The following is a 16,087-nucleotide window of genomic DNA, read 5'->3' as shown; positions in this document are numbered from 1 at the left end:
TTTAGCTTACAGAACTGCTTGTGAAGCTCTAGAGGATGAGTTCAAGTAAATGTTGCACTTATTCTTGCAATTTATCTTCGAAAAGAACTTAAGACCCCTTCCTCATAAGAGTTAGTGAAAATGAATATGAAAGTTTGTGTAATATTTCTAATCCTAATGAAATCAGTTGCATTTTAGGGGAAGAAAGTATATAATAATATTGTTGAAAGATGATTTGTAACCTATCAAGTTACTCTTTTCACATAAAAAATTTTTTGATTTTCATAAGGAGGAAATCACGAATGGTAGTTAAAGTTGGTATTAACGGTTTCGGTCGTATCGGTCGTCTTGCTTTCCGTCGTATCCAAAACGTAGAAGGTGTTGAAGTTACTCGCATCAACGACCTTACAGATCCAGTTATGCTTGCACACTTGTTGAAATATGACACAACTCAAGGTCGTTTCGATGGTACTGTGGAAGTTAAAGAAGGTGGATTCGAAGTTAACGGTAAATTCGTTAAAGTTTCTGCTGAACGTGATCCAGAACAAATCGACTGGGCTAACGACGGTGTAGAAATCGTTCTTGAAGCAACTGGTTTCTTTGCTAAGAAAGAAGCTGCTGAAAAACACTTGCACCCAGGTGGAGCTAAGAAAGTTGTTATCACTGCTCCTGGTGGAAATGACGTTAAAACAGTTGTATTTAACACTAACCACGACATTCTTGATGGTACTGAAACAGTTATCTCTGGTGCTTCATGTACTACAAACTGCTTGGCTCCAATGGCTAAAGCTCTTCAAGATAACTTCGGTGTTGTAGAAGGATTGATGACTACTATCCACGCTTACACTGGTGACCAAATGATCCTTGACGGACCACACCGTGGTGGTGACCTTCGTCGTGCTCGCGCTGGTGCAGCTAACATCGTTCCTAACTCAACTGGTGCTGCTAAAGCTATCGGTCTTGTAATCCCAGAATTGAACGGTAAATTGGACGGATCTGCACAACGTGTTCCAACTCCAACTGGATCAGTTACTGAATTGGTTGCAGTTCTTGAAAAGAACGTTACTGTTGATGAAGTAAATGCAGCTATGAAAGCAGCAGCTAACGAATCATACGGTTACACAGAAGATCCAATCGTATCTTCAGATATCGTAGGTATGGCTTACGGTTCATTGTTTGACGCAACTCAAACTAAAGTTCTTGACGTTGACGGTAAACAATTGGTTAAAGTTGTTTCATGGTATGACAACGAAATGTCTTACACTGCACAACTTGTTCGTACTCTTGAATACTTCGCAAAAATTGCTAAATAATTCATCTGTATGATGAGAGGAGGGTAACCTCCTCTTTTTTTGTACTTTTTTTAGTTCCTCCTCACCTTATTATAGGATTTGCTAAAATGAATTGACAGACCTCTCTTTAAAGGGGTAAACTAAATCTGAGTGAAGATTTCCAATTCAAAAAAATGTAAGCGATTGCACGCGAGTGAAGGAGGAGTGTTTTAGGAGATTGGAAATCAGTAAAATAAGATGGAGGTCAAGATGAAAGGTCATCAATTTGAAAAACAACAACGTTTTAGTATCCGAAAATTCAGTGTAGGAGTTTGTTCTGCATTGATTGGATTGGCATTTTTAGGAACGGGGGTAGTCTCAGCAGATGAGACGCATGCGACTAATGAACAACCCTTAGAAGCTTCCACAGCAAATACGGAAGATGTCAATCGTTTGATCAGAGAAGCGGGAGTCTACACTGCAGATGCTGCTTTGCCAACTGCAGAAACAGCAAAACCAGTTGAGGAGGCAACTCCAGCTACGACAGAGGCTGGTCCTGCTAGCACAGAAGCTAGCCCGACGACGACAGATACTCCAGTCGTTTCAGCGACGGAACAACCAAAAGTAGCTGCAGAAAAAGTGGAAGATTTACCAACCAATGAAGAAAAACAATTAAGACCGAAAGAGGTCAAGTTTGATACTTGGGATGATTTGTTGAAATGGGAACCTGGTAAACGAGTAGATGATGATTTGAACCGAGCAAGTGTTCCCCTAGCTAGCCGTTTTCAAGGGAAGCAAATCAACGAGCAAGCCAACCCAGATGCAAAGATCCAAGCCCTTTCTAACATGAACTCAAAGGCTAAGGATCATGCTTCCGTCGGTGGGGAAGAGTTTAAGGCTTATGCTTTTGACTACTGGCAATATTTGGATTCTATGGTCTTTTGGGAAGGACTTGTCCCTTCAGCAGACGTGATTGATGCTGCTCATAGAAATGGGGTGCCTATTTATGGAACTCTCTTCTACAACTGGTCAAGTAGCATCAAGGATCAAGAGCGCTTTGCAGAAACCTTGAAAGAAGATAGCGAAGGGTCAAAGACCTTCCCGATTGCCCGAAAATTAGTTGAACTAGCTAAGTATTACGGCTTTGATGGTTACTTTATCAACCAAGAAACAACAGGGAACCTAGTAGAGCCTTTGGGGCCAAAATTAAGAGATTTCCTTCTTTATACTAAGGAGTATGCGAAGAGCCTCAACTATCCGATCAAGTACTCTTGGTATGATGCCATGACTTATGAATATGGTCGCTACCACGAAAATGCACTGGGTGAGTACAACTACAATTTCATGCAACCTGAAAATGGAGAAAATCCAGTTGATACCTTCTTTGCCAACTTTAACTGGGGCAAATCAGAAGTCGATTATTCCATCAGCACAGCCAAATGGATTCAGCGCAATCCTTATGATGTTTTAGCAGGACTGGAGCTCCAAAAAGGGGGCTCTTATAAGACCAATGTGGACTGGAATGCGATTTTAGATGAACATGGCAAGTTGCGCCTTTCTCTTGGTCTTTATGCGCCAGATACCATTACGGGTCTAGGAAAAACGGGAGAAGGTTATCATACTCACGAAGATCTCTTCTGGACAGGCTTCCAAGGGGATCCGACTAAAGGGAAGCCAGCAGACCAATCTTGGTACGGCATGTCCAATCTAGTAGTGGATAAAACTCCAATTACAAGTGCTGATTTTAATACATCCTTTAATACAGGCCACGGCAAACATTGGTTCGTAGACGGCAAGATTTCTAAAGAAGGCGAATGGAACTACCGTTCTGTCTCTGGCTACCTTCCAACATGGCGTTGGTGGGTGGAGCATAGTGAAGATAGTACGCCATTGAAAGGGCGCTATGATTTTGATCAAGCCTACAATGGTGGGAACTCTTTAACCTTTGAAGGGGATTTGAAAGCTAATAGTAGCCAGAATGTCATGCTCTATTCGACCAAGATTCCTGTGTCAGAAACGACAAAATTAAGTGTCTCTCACAAGGGTGGAGTCGGTGCAGCTGCTTGGGTAGCAGCTGCTACAAAAGAAGACTACTCCGAATATGTATGGAAAGAATTGACGCCAAGCGCAGATTGGTCGACTCAAACCTTTGATTTGGGAGACCTAGCTGGCAAGACCATTTATGCGATTAAATTCTTCTTTGACCATGATGCAGATGTCAAAGACTACAAATTTAATCTCGGTCAGTTGTCGATTACGTCGAACCAAGAAAAACCAGCTGCGCCTTCTGAAGTAACCGTGAAAGGCAAACGCCTGCAAAATGCGCAAGAAGCAGAAGCAGTCCTAAACTTTAAGGGAGTTGCAGATGCAGATTACTATGAAGTCTATGAGAAAGATGGCGATAACTGGCGTCTCTTAACAGGTTCTTCTGCTACAACCGTCTATCTTCCAAAAGTTAGTCGTTCAGCAAGTGCTGAAGGGACCACCCAGGAACTCAAGGTAGTTGCTGTTGGGAAGAACGGTCAACGTTCAGATGCAGGTACTGTAGCCTTTGATTGGGGCATGACAGTATCAGATACCAGTCTTCCAAAAGCCCTAGCACCAAACGTGGTCATCGGAGCCAAAGTCATCGGTTCAAGTTTCCCAGATGCAGATGGTAGTGAAGGCATCGAGGGGATGTTGAATGGTACCATTACCAGTCTTTCGGATAAATGGTCTTCGGCTCAATTGAATGGAACTGTCGATATTCGCTTGACGCAACCTCGGACCATTGTTCGTTGGGTCATGGACCATGCAGGTGCTGGCGGAGAGTCTGTCGATGATGGCAAGATGAATACCCGTGACTTTGACCTTTACTACAAGGATGAAGCGGGTGAATGGAAGCTCGCTAAAGAAGTTCGTGGCAATAAAGCCCATGTGTCTGATATTACACTCGACCATCCGATCAAGGCCCAAGATTGGCGTCTTCATGTCATTACGGCAGATAACGGAACCCCATGGCAAGCCATCCGGATTTACAACTGGAAGATGTATGAAAGTCTGGATACTGAAACGGTCAACATCCCAATGAAAAATGCTGCAGCGCAAAACTTAGGCAATCATTTTGTCCAAGTCGGCTTCAAAGATGTTCCAGCCAACACCACACTAACTCTTTATGCTGATAAAGAAGCGACCAGTCCAATTGCGACCATGACAGCCGATCAAGCTGGAAATCTGATCTTTAAACCACTGGCTTTTGAATCAACCCCATCTCTTCTCTACTATCGTGCACAAGAACCTGGTAAAGATATCAGTAATGTTCTAGCGATAGAAGTTCCAAAAAATGATAAAGAAATTAGTGGAGTTCAATTAGAAGAAGGGTTAGCTAAGAAGGTTTACCGGGAAGGGGATGCTCTTTCCTTGAAAGGAGCAACAATCCGTGTTCATTATAAAGATGGCCAAGCAGATCAACTAGTCAACCTCACCAACTCAGGTGTAGAGATTCTTGGCTTTGACAGTAGCAAGCTTGGAGAACAACACCTAGAAGTTTCTTACCTTGGTCAGAAATTGGATAAGACTCTCACTGTTTTTGTGGTCAGTGCAGAAGAAGCAGGTGAAAAAGCAGTTGCTGGTCTTGAATTGACAGAAAAACCGAAGGTAGAATATATCGTCGGAGAAGCATTTGAAAAAGAAGGCGGACGCTTTACAGTCGTCTTTGAAGATGAAACGACTGAAACGCACGCCTTGAGCGATGAAGGGGTGGAAGTAACTGGCTTTGATGCAAGCAAGGAAGGCCGTCAAACCATCACCATCCATTACAAAGGAGCTAGCACAAGCTTTGATGTCCTCGTGAATCCAAAACCAGCTCTCAACGATGAATACCTTAAGCAAAAATTGGCTGAAGCTGAAGCTGCAAAAGCCAAAGTAGACTTTACATTTGCCACTCCTGAAGTCAAAGAAGCCTTGTTGGCTGGAATGGCTGCTTCTGAAAAAGTCTTGAAAGAGCATGATACCAGCACACAAGATCAAGTCAATGATCAGTTGAACCAATTGACCGCTCTCTTGAAAGCCTTGGATGGACAAGCTAATCTAGTCAAAGAGAAAGACGCTCTTTCTGCTCTGACAGAGGAAGCGACTGCTCTATTAGCAAGCAAGCCAAATCATCCTTCTGGTGATGCTTTACAGGCACTGGTTGAGAAAAATAAAGAGCTTTTAGCTTCTTCTGATTTGACTCCTGAAGCGCTTGGGACTGCAAAAACAGGTCTAGAGACCTTGATTGCACTCCTGAAAGAAGATAAGCCAGCTGTCTTTGTAGACCCTGAGACTGGAGTCGAAGTTCAATTCTCCAACTTAGAGCCAACCGTTGTCAAAGGACTAAAAGTCGCAAAAGTTGAAGCCAATCAGACAGAAAAAGAAGAACTGAAGGGACGAGAAGCGACTATCTTTGATATCGAGGGAGTCGATGCAAGTGGCCAAAATGTCGATACGCAGCACCCATCACTTGTGAAGATCCCTGTGGATAAGGATAAAGAAGTGGAACAAGTGCTCTATCTTCCTGAAGGACACGCTCCTCAATCCTTGGCATTTGAACGAGTGGGAGATGTGGTTATCTTTACCGCCCCTCACTTTACCCACTATGCGATTGTCTATAAGACACCAAGTCCAGTCCTACCAGATCAACCGATTCAGCCAGAGGAACCATCTAAACCGGATCAACCGATCCAGCCAAATCAGCCACTAGAGCCAAGTGAGAATCCTAAGAAACCAGTTCAGCCAAGTCCAACTGAGCAAAAGACTTTATCAGTAGGCCATGCGGGCCTCGTGGATCAAAAGATTGACCAATTAGTAAGTCAACATCAAGAACAGACGCAAGAAGAAGGGGAAAGTCAAGAGGTCAAAGAGGAAAGTCACCCAACTTCATCTGATAAGTTGCCAACAACAGCAAGTTTGGAAGCTACTTTTGCAGCTGAAGCTGTTCTTTTAGCAGCGCTTGGAGGCTTCCTCTTGGCTGGTAAGAAGAAAGAAGAGTAACTTTTTAAGAGTCATTATACTGACTGAAAAGGTCACGATGAATCGTAAACCTCCTTTGTAAAAAACAAGGGAGGTTTTATGATGCGGATTCTAATAGAGGAGGATCACCCTAGACTTGCTAATAAGAGGTAGAAATCCACTATTTTTCTACCTCTTTTACAGCTTTTGTGATATAATTATCATGTATTAAAAATAGAAGGAGTCATATCCAATGGCAAAATTGACTGTTAAAGACGTTGACTTGAAAGGGAAAAAAGTTCTCGTTCGTGTTGACTTCAACGTTCCTGTAAAAGATGGCGTGATCACAAACGACAACCGTATCACTGCTGCTCTTCCAACAATCAAGTACATCCTTGAGCAAGGTGGACGTGCAATCCTCTTCTCTCACCTTGGACGTGTAAAAGAAGAAGCAGACAAAGAAGGAAAATCACTTGCTCCTGTAGCTGCTGACTTGGCTGCTAAATTGGGTCAAGAAGTTACATTTATCCCAGGTGTTACTCGTGGTGCTGAATTGGAAGCAGCGATTAACGCTCTTGAAGATGGACAAGTTCTCTTGGTTGAAAACACTCGTTATGAAGATGTTGACGGCAAGAAAGAATCTAAAAACGATCCTGAACTTGGTAAATACTGGGCATCACTTGGAGATGGGATCTTCGTAAACGATGCATTCGGTACAGCTCACCGTGCGCACGCATCTAACGTTGGTATCTCAGCAAACGTTGAAAAAGCTGTTGCTGGATTCCTTCTTGAAAACGAAATTGCTTACATCCAAGAAGCAGTTGAAGCTCCAGAACGTCCATTCGTGGCGATTCTTGGTGGTTCAAAAGTTTCAGACAAAATCGGTGTTATCGAAAACTTGCTTGAAAAAGCTGATAAAGTCCTTATCGGTGGTGGGATGACTTACACATTCTACAAAGCGCAAGGGATCGAAATCGGTAACTCACTTGTAGAAGAAGACAAATTGGATGTCGCGAAAGCTCTTCTTGAAAAAGCAAACGGCAAATTGATCTTGCCAGTTGACTCAAAAGAAGCAAACGCATTTGCTGACTACACTGAAGTGAAAGACACTGAAGGTGAAGCAGTAGACCCAGGTTTCCTTGGTTTGGATATCGGTCCAAAATCTATCGCTAAATTTGATGAAGCATTGACTGGTGCGAAAACAGTTGTATGGAACGGACCAATGGGTGTATTTGAAAATCCTGACTTCCAAGCTGGTACAATCGGTGTGATGGACGCTATCGTGAAACAACCAGGTGTTAAATCAATCATCGGTGGTGGTGACTCAGCTGCCGCAGCGATCAACCTTGGTCGCGCAGACAAGTTCTCATGGATCTCTACTGGTGGTGGAGCTTCAATGGAGCTTCTCGAAGGTAAAGTTCTTCCAGGACTTGCAGCCTTGACTGAAAAATAAGACGGTTCCTCATGAACCATAGAAGAAGCACCGAAAGGTGCTTTTTTTTAGAATGTATACAAACGAATTTTTATATAAGATAAGTGATTCTGTATCGAAATAAAATGTGATCTCATTTTTGAAATTAATCAAGAAAAACCCGAAACTAAGTCATGGAACTTCCTGGATTGCTGAAATCATCCACTGGATAATTTCACCTAACCTCCGTACTCACCTAAGGAAAGTTTTTAAGATGACTTTGTAGAGTAGAAGGAAGCTAGTCGATCTTCATTTCCCTGCTTGAACCTTTCTGGAAATATGTTAGAATAAAAGAGATAGAAAGATAGGGGACAATGGATTACTTTAAACGACATAAATTTGACCGTTCCAAATTTCGATTGGGAATGCGAACCTTCAAAACAGGGATAGCCGTTTTTCTGGTTCTATTGATTTTTGGTATCTTTGGCTGGCGAGGCTTGCAGATTGGGGCACTGACAGCTGTCTTTAGTTTGAGAGAAGATTTTGATAAGAGTGTTCACTTCGGAGCTTCGCGCGTGATGGGTAACAGCATCGGTGGTTTTTATGCGCTGCTGTTCTTTATGATTAAGATCCTCTTCCACAATGCTTTTTGGGTAACCCTGATTTTTGTGCCCATTGCGACCATGTTAACCATTATGACCAATGTCGCCATGAACAACAAAGCTGGAATCATCGGTGGAGTTTCAGCCATGTTGATTATTACTCTATCGATTCCGACAGGAGAAACTTTCCTATATGTTTTTGCCCGCATCTTTGAAACCTTTATCGGAGTCTTCGTTGCGATTTTAGTCAATTCAGATGTGGATCGGATTCGAGACTTTATAAAAGAAAGAAAAAAAACCATGTGAGATTATGTGACATTTTAATCTTGACATCGGTTTTTTTTGCGTTATAATAGAATAGAAAGGGGGTCTTGTATGAAAGAAAAGGAATTAAGACGAACGTTAGCGGTCTTTCCGATCGGTAGTGTTATGAAATTGACGGATTTAACAGCTCGTCAGATTCGCTATTACGAAGATCAACAACTCATTACTCCGGATCGAACAGAAGGCAACCGTCGGATGTTTTCTCTTAACGATATGGATCGCCTGTTGGAAATCAAGGATTACCTGTCGGAAGGTCTCAATATCGCAGGAATTAAAAAACGGATTGCTGAGAAAGAAGCTAAACGTCAAGCAGCCAAGGTTGTCAGCGAGAAGGAAGTTCGAAAGGCTCTTCACCGCGACATTCTCCAGCAAAGTCGCTTTCATACGACCTCATCGTCATATGGTCAGTTACGCTGATCATTCTTTTTGCTTATTGCTTTATTCATAAGGAGACACACATGTCAATTACTGTTGAAGATATTCGCCGCGAAGTCAAAGAAAAAAATGTAACCTTTATTCGGTTGATGTTCTCAGATATCTTAGGGACCATGAAAAACGTTGAAATTCCAGCGACAGATGAACAGTTGGAAAAGGTCCTTTCAAACAAGGCTATGTTTGATGGATCTTCTATCGAAGGGTTTGTTCGGATTAATGAGTCAGATATGTACCTCTATCCAGACTTGGACTCCTGGACGGTTTTCCCATGGGGAGATGAGAACGGTAGTGTCGCAGGATTGATTTGTGATGTCTATACAACAGAAGGGGAACCTTTTGCAGGAGACCCACGTGGTAACCTCAAACGTGCCCTTCGTCACATGGAAGAAGTTGGCTTCAAATCTTTCAACCTTGGACCAGAACCAGAGTTCTTCCTCTTTAAGCTCGATGAAAATGGAGACCCAACTCTTGAGGTGAATGATAAGGGTGGCTATTTTGACCTGGCTCCAACAGACCTTGCCGACAACACTCGTCGTGAGATCGTTAATGTCTTGACTCAAATGGGATTTGAAGTAGAAGCCAGTCACCATGAAGTAGCTGTGGGTCAACATGAGATTGACTTTAAGTACGATGAAGTTCTTCGTGCCTGCGATAAGATTCAAATTTTTAAACTCGTTGTCAAGACCATTGCTCGTAAACATGGTTTGTATGCAACCTTTATGGCTAAGCCAAAATTTGGGATCGCTGGTTCCGGTATGCACTGTAATATGTCCTTGTTTGATGCGGAAGGAAACAACGCCTTCTTTGATCCTGAGGATCCACGTGGGATGCAGTTATCAGAAACAGCTTATCACTTCCTTGGTGGCTTGATTAAGCATGCCTACAACTACACTGCCATCATGAACCCAACGGTTAACTCTTACAAACGTTTGGTGCCAGGTTTTGAAGCTCCTGTATACATCGCTTGGGCAGGACGTAACCGTTCCCCATTGGTGCGCGTGCCTGCTACTCGTGGAATGGGAACTCGTTTGGAACTACGTTCTGTTGATCCAATGGCCAATCCGTATATTGCTATGGCTGTTCTTTTGGAAGTTGGTTTGCATGGGATTGAGAACAAAATTGAAGCACCCGCTCCGATCGAAGAAAATATTTACATCATGACAGCGGAAGAGCGTAAAGAAGCTGGAATCACTGACCTTCCATCTACCCTTCACAATGCTTTGAAAGCTTTGACGGAAGACGAAGTAGTTAAGGATGCTCTTGGTGAACATATCTATACCAGCTTCTTAGAAGCCAAACGCATCGAGTGGGCAAGCTATGCAACCTTTGTTTCACAATGGGAAATTGATAACTATTTGGACTTGTATTAAGCAAACCCATACAAAAATGAGCTAGGTTTGATGACCTGGCTCATTTTGCATATATAGAAAATGAGAGTGGGACAGAAATCGGTAATTCGTTAGAATTCGATTTCGTCGTCCCACCTCCGCACAGTTGAGTAGGGCTGTAAAAGCTGATGAAATCAGCGTAGTAGAGCCCATCAACCACTGCGTCTTGCTCGACAATCCAAAGACAATTGAGAGGCTAGGACTTTTGTCCCAGCCTCATTCTTTTTACTTAATTTTCTTCATCTGGTGTCAAGATCATCGGGATGATGATGGGTTCACGTTCCGTACTTTCGTAAAGGAAAGGACGGAGGGCGTTGACAATGGCACCGTGTACGGTTTGAATAGTGGCATCTTTGTTCTTCAAGGCGATTCGAATAGCATTGAAGAGGATGCGTTGACTTTCACGGATCAGGTCACCGGACTCTCTCATATAGATGAAGCCACGACTGAGAATATCTGGTCCAGCTAAAATCATTTTTGACTTGAAGTCAACTGTTGCAACAGCAAGCACGACACCGTCTTCGGACAGGTCTCGCCGGTCACGAAGGACAGCAGCACCGATTTCTCCGATTCGGTTTCCATCGACATAGATGTCTTGAGCATTAAAGCTTCCTGCGATACGAGCCGAGTTGGCTGTTAGGGCAAGGACATCTCCGTTACTCATGATGAAAATGTTATCCTTTTCTACTCCGCAATCACGCGCAAGTCCAGCGTGGATTTTCTGCATGCGGTACTCACCGTGGACAGGCATGAAGTATTTAGGCTTGATCAAACGCAACATGAGCTTTTGTTCTTGTTGGCCACCGTGTCCAGAGGTATGGATGTTGTTAATCTTACCGTGGATGACATCGACTCCTGCTTCAGAGATGATGTTGATCAGGCGGTTGACGCTAGTTGTGTTGCCAGGAATTGGACTAGAGGAGAAGATAACGGTATCACCCGGTTGCAATTGTACTTGGCGGTGGGTTCCATTAGCGATACGAGATAGTGCCGCCATTGGCTCCCCTTGGCTCCCTGTACACATAATGAGAATTTCGTTTGCCGGGTAGTCCTTGATCTCACTTGGTTCAATAATCGTTCCAGGTGGTACCTTGATATAGCCGAGCTCAATTCCGTTGACAATGGCTTTTTCCATCGAGCGTCCAAAGACAACAATCTTGCGGCCAGTTTTCACAGCGGCATCTGCAGCCTGTTGGAGACGGAAGATGTTGGATGCAAAGGAAGCGAAAATGATACGTCCATGAATGCCTTCAATAATCTTCATAATGGATTGGCCAACGACTTTTTCAGAGTTGGTAAAGGTTGGGACTTCCGCGTTGGTTGAGTCAGAAAGCAGACAGAGGACGCCTTCCTCCCCTAGAGCTGCCATCCGGTGAAGGTCGGCCGGCTCACCAACAGGTGTGAAGTCAAATTTAAAGTCTCCCGTGCAGACAATTTTTCCTTGAGGTGTGTGAAGAACGATCCCCAAAGGTTCTGGAATGGAGTGGGTCGTACGGAAGAAGGTCGCTTTAATATGCTTAAAGGTCAACTCCGTATTTTGGTTGATTTCATAGAGTTTGGCACCACGAAGGAGGCCATGCTCTTCCAATTTTCCACGAATAAGGGCTAGGGCCAAAGGTCCAGCATAGATTGGCACATTGGCTTGTTTCAAGAGGAAGGGAATTCCTCCGATATGGTCTTCGTGTCCGTGAGTAATCAAGACCCCTTTGACACGGTCGATATTTTCAACGATATAGGAATAGTCAGGAATCACGTAATCAATCCCTAACAAATCATCTTCAGGGAACTTAATACCAGCATCCACAATGATGATTTCGTCTTGGTATTCAATCCCATAGGTATTTTTACCGATTTCCCCAAGACCTCCAATGGCGAAAACACCAACTTCTTCAGGTTTTAAGGTATATGCCATGGATTAGAACTCCGTAATTTCAAATGCGCCAGACTCTTTTTCATATTCTAGATGTTGGTCTGACAAGAGGGTGATAAATTCGATGTTGTATGATGTATTTTCTTCAACGATGCGACGAGCTTCAATGCGTCCTTCCAACTCATTCTTAGCATCAATATCGAGATAGAGGGCATGAGTCGTTTCACGACGAGGGTTGCGTTCTTTTGTTTCTTGGTAGAAAACTTTGTAAATCATTTTCGTTTCGGTTCCTTTCGCTTATTCGGACTGTAGCAGAAAAGAAACAGCTAGTAGCTAGCTGAGACTTCTATTCTTACTTTCTGTTGTCCTGATTCGATACAATTATTATTCATTATACCATAAATAAGCCTTTAGGAAAAGAAGCAAGCAGGGTCTGATGGCAGAAGGAAGCGCTTTTTTAGAAGGAATAAGGAACAGAAAAGTGAGGAGAGAATTTCATAGGCCGGGAAAGCTTCCTCTACCGTTTGGCGTCTATTTGTAGTATAATATGAAACAGACAACGAGGAGAAAATATGAAAGTATTAGCATTCGACACCTCCAGTAAGGCCCTATCCGTTGCCCTTTTGGAGGAAGAAAACTTATTAGCAGAGTTGACGCTTACAATCAAGAAAAACCACAGTATTACCTTAATGCCTACCATTGAATTTTTGATGGCCAGCATTGATTGGAAACCGACGGATCTGGACCGCATCGTCGTAGCAGAAGGCCCAGGATCCTATACTGGCTTGCGGATTGCGGTAGCAACGGCTAAAACCCTGGCCCAAACCTTAAAGATCGATTTAGTAGGAGTCTCTAGTTTACTAGCCTTGGTGCCAGAAGAGATAGAAGGTCTGGCCATTCCAGTAATGGATGCACGGCGCAACCATGTCTACGCGGGCTTTTACCAAGAGGATCAGCTGGTCTACCCCGAGGCTCACCTCTCTTTTGAAGCGGTGTTAGAAAGAGCAAAGGGAGCTGAAAAGGTGACCTTCCTTGGGGAAGTGGAAGCCTTTCGTGAGCAGATACAAGAAGCCTTGCCACATGCTCAGATGGTAGAAACCCTACCGGATGCGGTACGGATCGGCCGATTAGGACTTAAAAAGGAAGCTGTCTCCGTTCATGGTTTTGTCCCCAACTACCTTAAGCGGGTAGAGGCTGAGGAAAACTGGCTCAAGGACCATCAAGAGTCCGGTCATTCCTACATCAAACGCCTATGATCCGAATTGAGAAGGAAGCGGGGCGACTAGATTTAGCCCCTCAGTTGGTAGAAATCTTAGACGATGTCTATGGACAAAGTCCTTGGACCTTGGAGCAAGTCCTAGCAGATCTTGGTCAATCTCAAAACTGGTATGCCTTTGCCTATAGTGGCGAAGAATTGGTCGGTTTCTTAGCCATACAAGAAAACCTCTATGAGCTAGAGGTCGTCCAAATTGCTGTTCGAAAAGAGTGGCAAGGTCGCGGGATTGCTGGTCAGCTACTAGAAAGCCTTCCTCAGGAGAAAGAGGTCTTTTTAGAGGTGAGAGAAGGAAACACTCCGGCTCGGACTCTCTATCAGAAGCAAGGATTTAAAGAAATTGGCTGCCGGAAAGGGTATTATCATGCCCCTTCCGAAGACGCTATTATAATGAAAAGGGAAGCAAATGAAGGATAGATATATTTTGGCATTTGAAACATCTTGTGATGAGACCAGTGTCGCCGTTTTAAAGAACGACACAGAGCTCTTGTCCAATGTCATTGCCAGCCAAATTGAAAGCCATAAACGCTTCGGGGGAGTGGTTCCAGAAGTCGCCAGTCGGCACCATGTCGAAGTCATTACAGCCTGTATCGAGGAAGCGCTAGAAGAAGCGGGAATTACAGAAGAAGAAGTCACAGCGGTTGCGGTGACCTATGGACCAGGTCTGGTTGGAGCTCTTTTGGTCGGCCTTGCTGCGGCCAAGGCCTTTGCTTGGGCGCATGGAATTCCTTTGATTCCTGTCAATCATATGGCAGGACACTTGATGGCTACTCAAAGCGTTGAGCCTTTAGAATTTCCGCTCTTGGCCTTGCTGGTCAGCGGAGGGCACACCGAGTTGGTCTACGTTTCGGAGGCGGGTGATTACAAGATTGTTGGGGAAACGCGTGATGATGCGGTTGGTGAGGCCTATGATAAGGTCGGCCGCGTCATGGGCTTGACCTATCCAGCCGGTCGCGAGATTGACGAGTTGGCGCATAAGGGTCAGGATGTCTACGATTTCCCACGCGCCATGATTAAGGAAGGCAATCTGGAGTTCTCATTCTCAGGTTTGAAGTCTGCCTTTATCAATCTCCACCACAATGCCGAGCAAAAAGGCGAGAGTCTGTCTAAGGAAGATCTATCGGCTTCCTTCCAAGCTGCGGTGATGGATATCTTGATGGCCAAGACAAAAAAAGCCCTAGAAAGATACCCGGTTAAAACCCTGGTGGTAGCTGGAGGAGTCGCGGCCAATCAAGGTCTTCGTGAACGCTTGGCTTCTGAGATCACAGATGTTAAGGTCATCATTCCTCCTCTGCGCCTCTGCGGTGACAATGCAGGGATGATTGCCTATGCCAGTGTCAGCGAATGGAATAAGGGAAATTTTGCTAGCTTAGATCTCAATGCCAAGCCAAGTCTGGCTTTTGCTCCGATAGAAGAGAACTTAGATTAGTTAAAAAACGAACATAAAGGACGGGAGGACGATTCCCGTCCTTTTTTTGTTATAATAGATAGCATCAAAAAAGAAAGGAAGAAAGAGTGGAGAAGAATTTTCAGCAGGGGGTCAGAGATGCTCTTCCGACAGCTCTAGGTTATATCAGTATTGGCTTAGCCTGTGGTGTGGTGGCATCGCCCTATCTCTCGCCTTTAGAAATGGGCTTGATGAGTCTCTTGGTTTACGCAGGAGCTTCTCAGTTTGCCATGATCTCTTTGATTGCGGTTCATTCGTCCATTATGAATATTACCTTAACCGTCTTTTTCATCAATTTGCGTAATATGCTTATGAGTCTCCATACCTCCCCCGATTTTAAGGAGGCTAGCCTGCTCCAGAATATTGGAATTGGTAGTTTGTTGACAGATGAAAGTTACGGGGTTTATTTAAGCGAAAAATTGAAAAATGACCGAATCACTGTTCCCTGGATGCATGGCAATAACGTGGTCGGTTATTTAGCCTGGGGCTCATCAACCATTTTGGGGACAGCGCTGGGTTCGCTCTTACCTAATCCTAGTGCCTTCGGCCTGGACTTTGCACTAGTTGCCATGTTTATTGGGATTTTTGCTGGTCAGTTTCAAGGGATGCGTTTGACGGAAAAGATGACAACCATGCTCCTTGTCTTAGGTGCAGTAGCTCTTAGCTTTTTCCTCTTGACCTTCTTTTTGACTCAATCATTAGCCGTTTTAGTAGCTACTTTAACAGGTTGTTTCGTGGGGGTGATGTGCGATGCGCGTGAATAGCTGGATTTTTTTGGTTATTTTGATGTCCGCAGTGGTCACCTGGATTCCACGTATTCTGCCCTTCGTTTTGGTCAAATACCGGGGTCTGCCAGATCCAGTTCTGCGTTTTCTAAAGTACCTTCCCATTGCCATCATTTTTGCCTTGATCCTTTCAAGTCTAGTAGAGGGGAAAGCGGGCCAGCTCCCTCAGGTTCGGTGGGTGGATCTGGTCGCAACCATTCCGACCATGATGGTAGCATTTCGCTACAAAAACCTAATGGGAACGGTTCTATTCGGGATTGTCTTGGTTGCCCTCTTCCGATTGCTAGTCGCCTGAATCTCCTGAATTTTTAGACAAATTACTATTTGTTGCAAA

At 44.0% G+C, this 16,087-nt stretch carries 13 protein-coding genes; 11 read left to right on the top strand and 2 right to left on the bottom strand.

Going from position 1 to position 16,087, the window contains the following annotated elements; translation table 11 throughout:
• The first annotated feature begins 281 nt into the window (after positions 1 to 281).
• From gap to glnA, 6 genes are all read left to right on the top strand, one after another.
• On the top strand, positions 282 to 1,292 hold the full coding sequence (gap, locus tag K1J10_RS06155; protein WP_006595530.1) for a type I glyceraldehyde-3-phosphate dehydrogenase: 1,011 nt from the start codon (positions 282 to 284) through the stop codon (positions 1,290 to 1,292).
• Between the two features lie 228 nt (positions 1,293 to 1,520).
• Positions 1,521 to 6,260, top strand: a complete 4,740-nt coding sequence (locus K1J10_RS06150) for an endo-beta-N-acetylglucosaminidase (RefSeq protein ID WP_223356225.1) — start codon at positions 1,521 to 1,523, stop codon at positions 6,258 to 6,260.
• Between the two features lie 211 nt (positions 6,261 to 6,471).
• On the top strand, positions 6,472 to 7,671 hold the full coding sequence (locus K1J10_RS06145; protein ID WP_195563845.1) for a phosphoglycerate kinase: 1,200 nt from the start codon (positions 6,472 to 6,474) through the stop codon (positions 7,669 to 7,671).
• A gap of 332 nt (positions 7,672 to 8,003) precedes the next feature.
• Positions 8,004 to 8,537 (top strand): FUSC family protein, encoded by a 534-nt coding sequence (locus K1J10_RS06140; RefSeq protein WP_048690848.1) that lies wholly within the window; start codon positions 8,004 to 8,006, stop codon positions 8,535 to 8,537.
• A 69-nt stretch (positions 8,538 to 8,606) separates the two neighbouring features.
• On the top strand, positions 8,607 to 8,972 hold the full coding sequence (locus K1J10_RS06135; RefSeq protein WP_223356223.1) for a MerR family transcriptional regulator: 366 nt from the start codon (positions 8,607 to 8,609) through the stop codon (positions 8,970 to 8,972).
• Positions 8,973 to 9,013: 41 nt separating this feature from the next.
• The gene (gene glnA / locus K1J10_RS06130; protein ID WP_195563847.1) at positions 9,014 to 10,360 is read left to right on the top strand and encodes a type I glutamate--ammonia ligase; all 1,347 of its coding nucleotides are present in this window, start codon (positions 9,014 to 9,016) and stop codon (positions 10,358 to 10,360) included.
• A gap of 247 nt (positions 10,361 to 10,607) precedes the next feature.
• Here glnA and rnjA read toward each other — a convergent pair whose 3' ends face one another.
• Complete coding sequence (gene rnjA / locus K1J10_RS06125; protein ID WP_223356220.1) at positions 10,608 to 12,290, bottom strand: ribonuclease J1; 1,683 nt, start codon at positions 12,288 to 12,290, stop codon at positions 10,608 to 10,610.
• Positions 12,291 to 12,293: 3 nt separating this feature from the next.
• Positions 12,294 to 12,524: a DNA-dependent RNA polymerase subunit epsilon gene (locus tag K1J10_RS06120; RefSeq protein WP_126404878.1), complete on the bottom strand. Its 231-nt coding sequence runs from the start codon at positions 12,522 to 12,524 to the stop codon at positions 12,294 to 12,296.
• Positions 12,525 to 12,820: 296 nt separating this feature from the next.
• On the opposite strand from K1J10_RS06120, the gene tsaB reads away from it, so the two are divergent.
• The 5 genes from tsaB to K1J10_RS06095 all read left to right on the top strand — a co-directional run bounded on the left by tsaB (position 12,821) and on the right by K1J10_RS06095 (position 16,048).
• Positions 12,821 to 13,504, top strand: coding sequence for a tRNA (adenosine(37)-N6)-threonylcarbamoyltransferase complex dimerization subunit type 1 TsaB (gene tsaB, locus K1J10_RS06115; RefSeq protein WP_223356218.1), 684 nt, complete (start codon positions 12,821 to 12,823; stop codon positions 13,502 to 13,504).
• Positions 13,501 to 13,938 carry a ribosomal protein S18-alanine N-acetyltransferase gene (rimI, locus tag K1J10_RS06110; RefSeq protein ID WP_223356217.1) on the top strand — a complete coding sequence of 146 codons (438 nt, stop codon included), beginning with the start codon at positions 13,501 to 13,503 and terminating at the stop codon, positions 13,936 to 13,938. Before tsaB ends, rimI begins: the two co-directional genes overlap by 4 nt.
• Positions 13,928 to 14,950 (top strand): tRNA (adenosine(37)-N6)-threonylcarbamoyltransferase complex transferase subunit TsaD, encoded by a 1,023-nt coding sequence (gene tsaD / locus K1J10_RS06105; RefSeq protein WP_223356215.1) that lies wholly within the window; start codon positions 13,928 to 13,930, stop codon positions 14,948 to 14,950. Before rimI ends, tsaD begins: the two co-directional genes overlap by 11 nt.
• A gap of 86 nt (positions 14,951 to 15,036) precedes the next feature.
• Entirely contained in the window at positions 15,037 to 15,732 is a 696-nt protein-coding gene (locus tag K1J10_RS06100; RefSeq protein WP_135782895.1) for an AzlC family ABC transporter permease, read from the top strand.
• Positions 15,719 to 16,048, top strand: a complete 330-nt coding sequence (locus K1J10_RS06095; RefSeq protein WP_135782894.1) for an AzlD domain-containing protein — start codon at positions 15,719 to 15,721, stop codon at positions 16,046 to 16,048. The genes K1J10_RS06100 and K1J10_RS06095 overlap by 14 nt, the downstream gene beginning before the upstream one ends.
• Positions 16,049 to 16,087 lie beyond the last annotated feature (39 nt).

Origin of the sequence: Streptococcus australis (assembly GCF_019930045.1) — a bacterium.
GTDB lineage: Bacteria > Bacillota > Bacilli > Lactobacillales > Streptococcaceae > Streptococcus > Streptococcus australis_D.
Note: the sequence above shows the minus strand (reverse complement) of the source record. Positions and strands in the feature narration are given on the sequence as shown.

Bases quoted from the DNA above. Each gene is read 5' to 3' on its own strand.
- K1J10_RS06145 (WP_195563845.1), top strand. From the start codon at position 6,472: ATGGCAAAATTGACTGTTAAAGACGTTGACTTGAAAGGGAAAAAAGTT.
- K1J10_RS06120 (WP_126404878.1), bottom strand. From the start codon at position 12,524: ATGATTTACAAAGTTTTCTACCAAGAAACAAAAGAACGCAACCCTCGT.
- tsaB (WP_223356218.1), top strand. From the start codon at position 12,821: ATGAAAGTATTAGCATTCGACACCTCCAGTAAGGCCCTATCCGTTGCC.
- rnjA (WP_223356220.1), bottom strand. From the start codon at position 12,290: ATGGCATATACCTTAAAACCTGAAGAAGTTGGTGTTTTCGCCATTGGA.
- gap (WP_006595530.1), top strand. From the start codon at position 282: ATGGTAGTTAAAGTTGGTATTAACGGTTTCGGTCGTATCGGTCGTCTT.
- tsaD (WP_223356215.1), top strand. From the start codon at position 13,928: ATGAAGGATAGATATATTTTGGCATTTGAAACATCTTGTGATGAGACC.
- rimI (WP_223356217.1), top strand. From the start codon at position 13,501: ATGATCCGAATTGAGAAGGAAGCGGGGCGACTAGATTTAGCCCCTCAG.
- K1J10_RS06095 (WP_135782894.1), top strand. From the start codon at position 15,719: ATGCGCGTGAATAGCTGGATTTTTTTGGTTATTTTGATGTCCGCAGTG.
- K1J10_RS06150 (WP_223356225.1), top strand. From the start codon at position 1,521: ATGAAAGGTCATCAATTTGAAAAACAACAACGTTTTAGTATCCGAAAA.
- K1J10_RS06135 (WP_223356223.1), top strand. From the start codon at position 8,607: ATGAAAGAAAAGGAATTAAGACGAACGTTAGCGGTCTTTCCGATCGGT.
- K1J10_RS06140 (WP_048690848.1), top strand. From the start codon at position 8,004: ATGGATTACTTTAAACGACATAAATTTGACCGTTCCAAATTTCGATTG.
- glnA (WP_195563847.1), top strand. From the start codon at position 9,014: ATGTCAATTACTGTTGAAGATATTCGCCGCGAAGTCAAAGAAAAAAAT.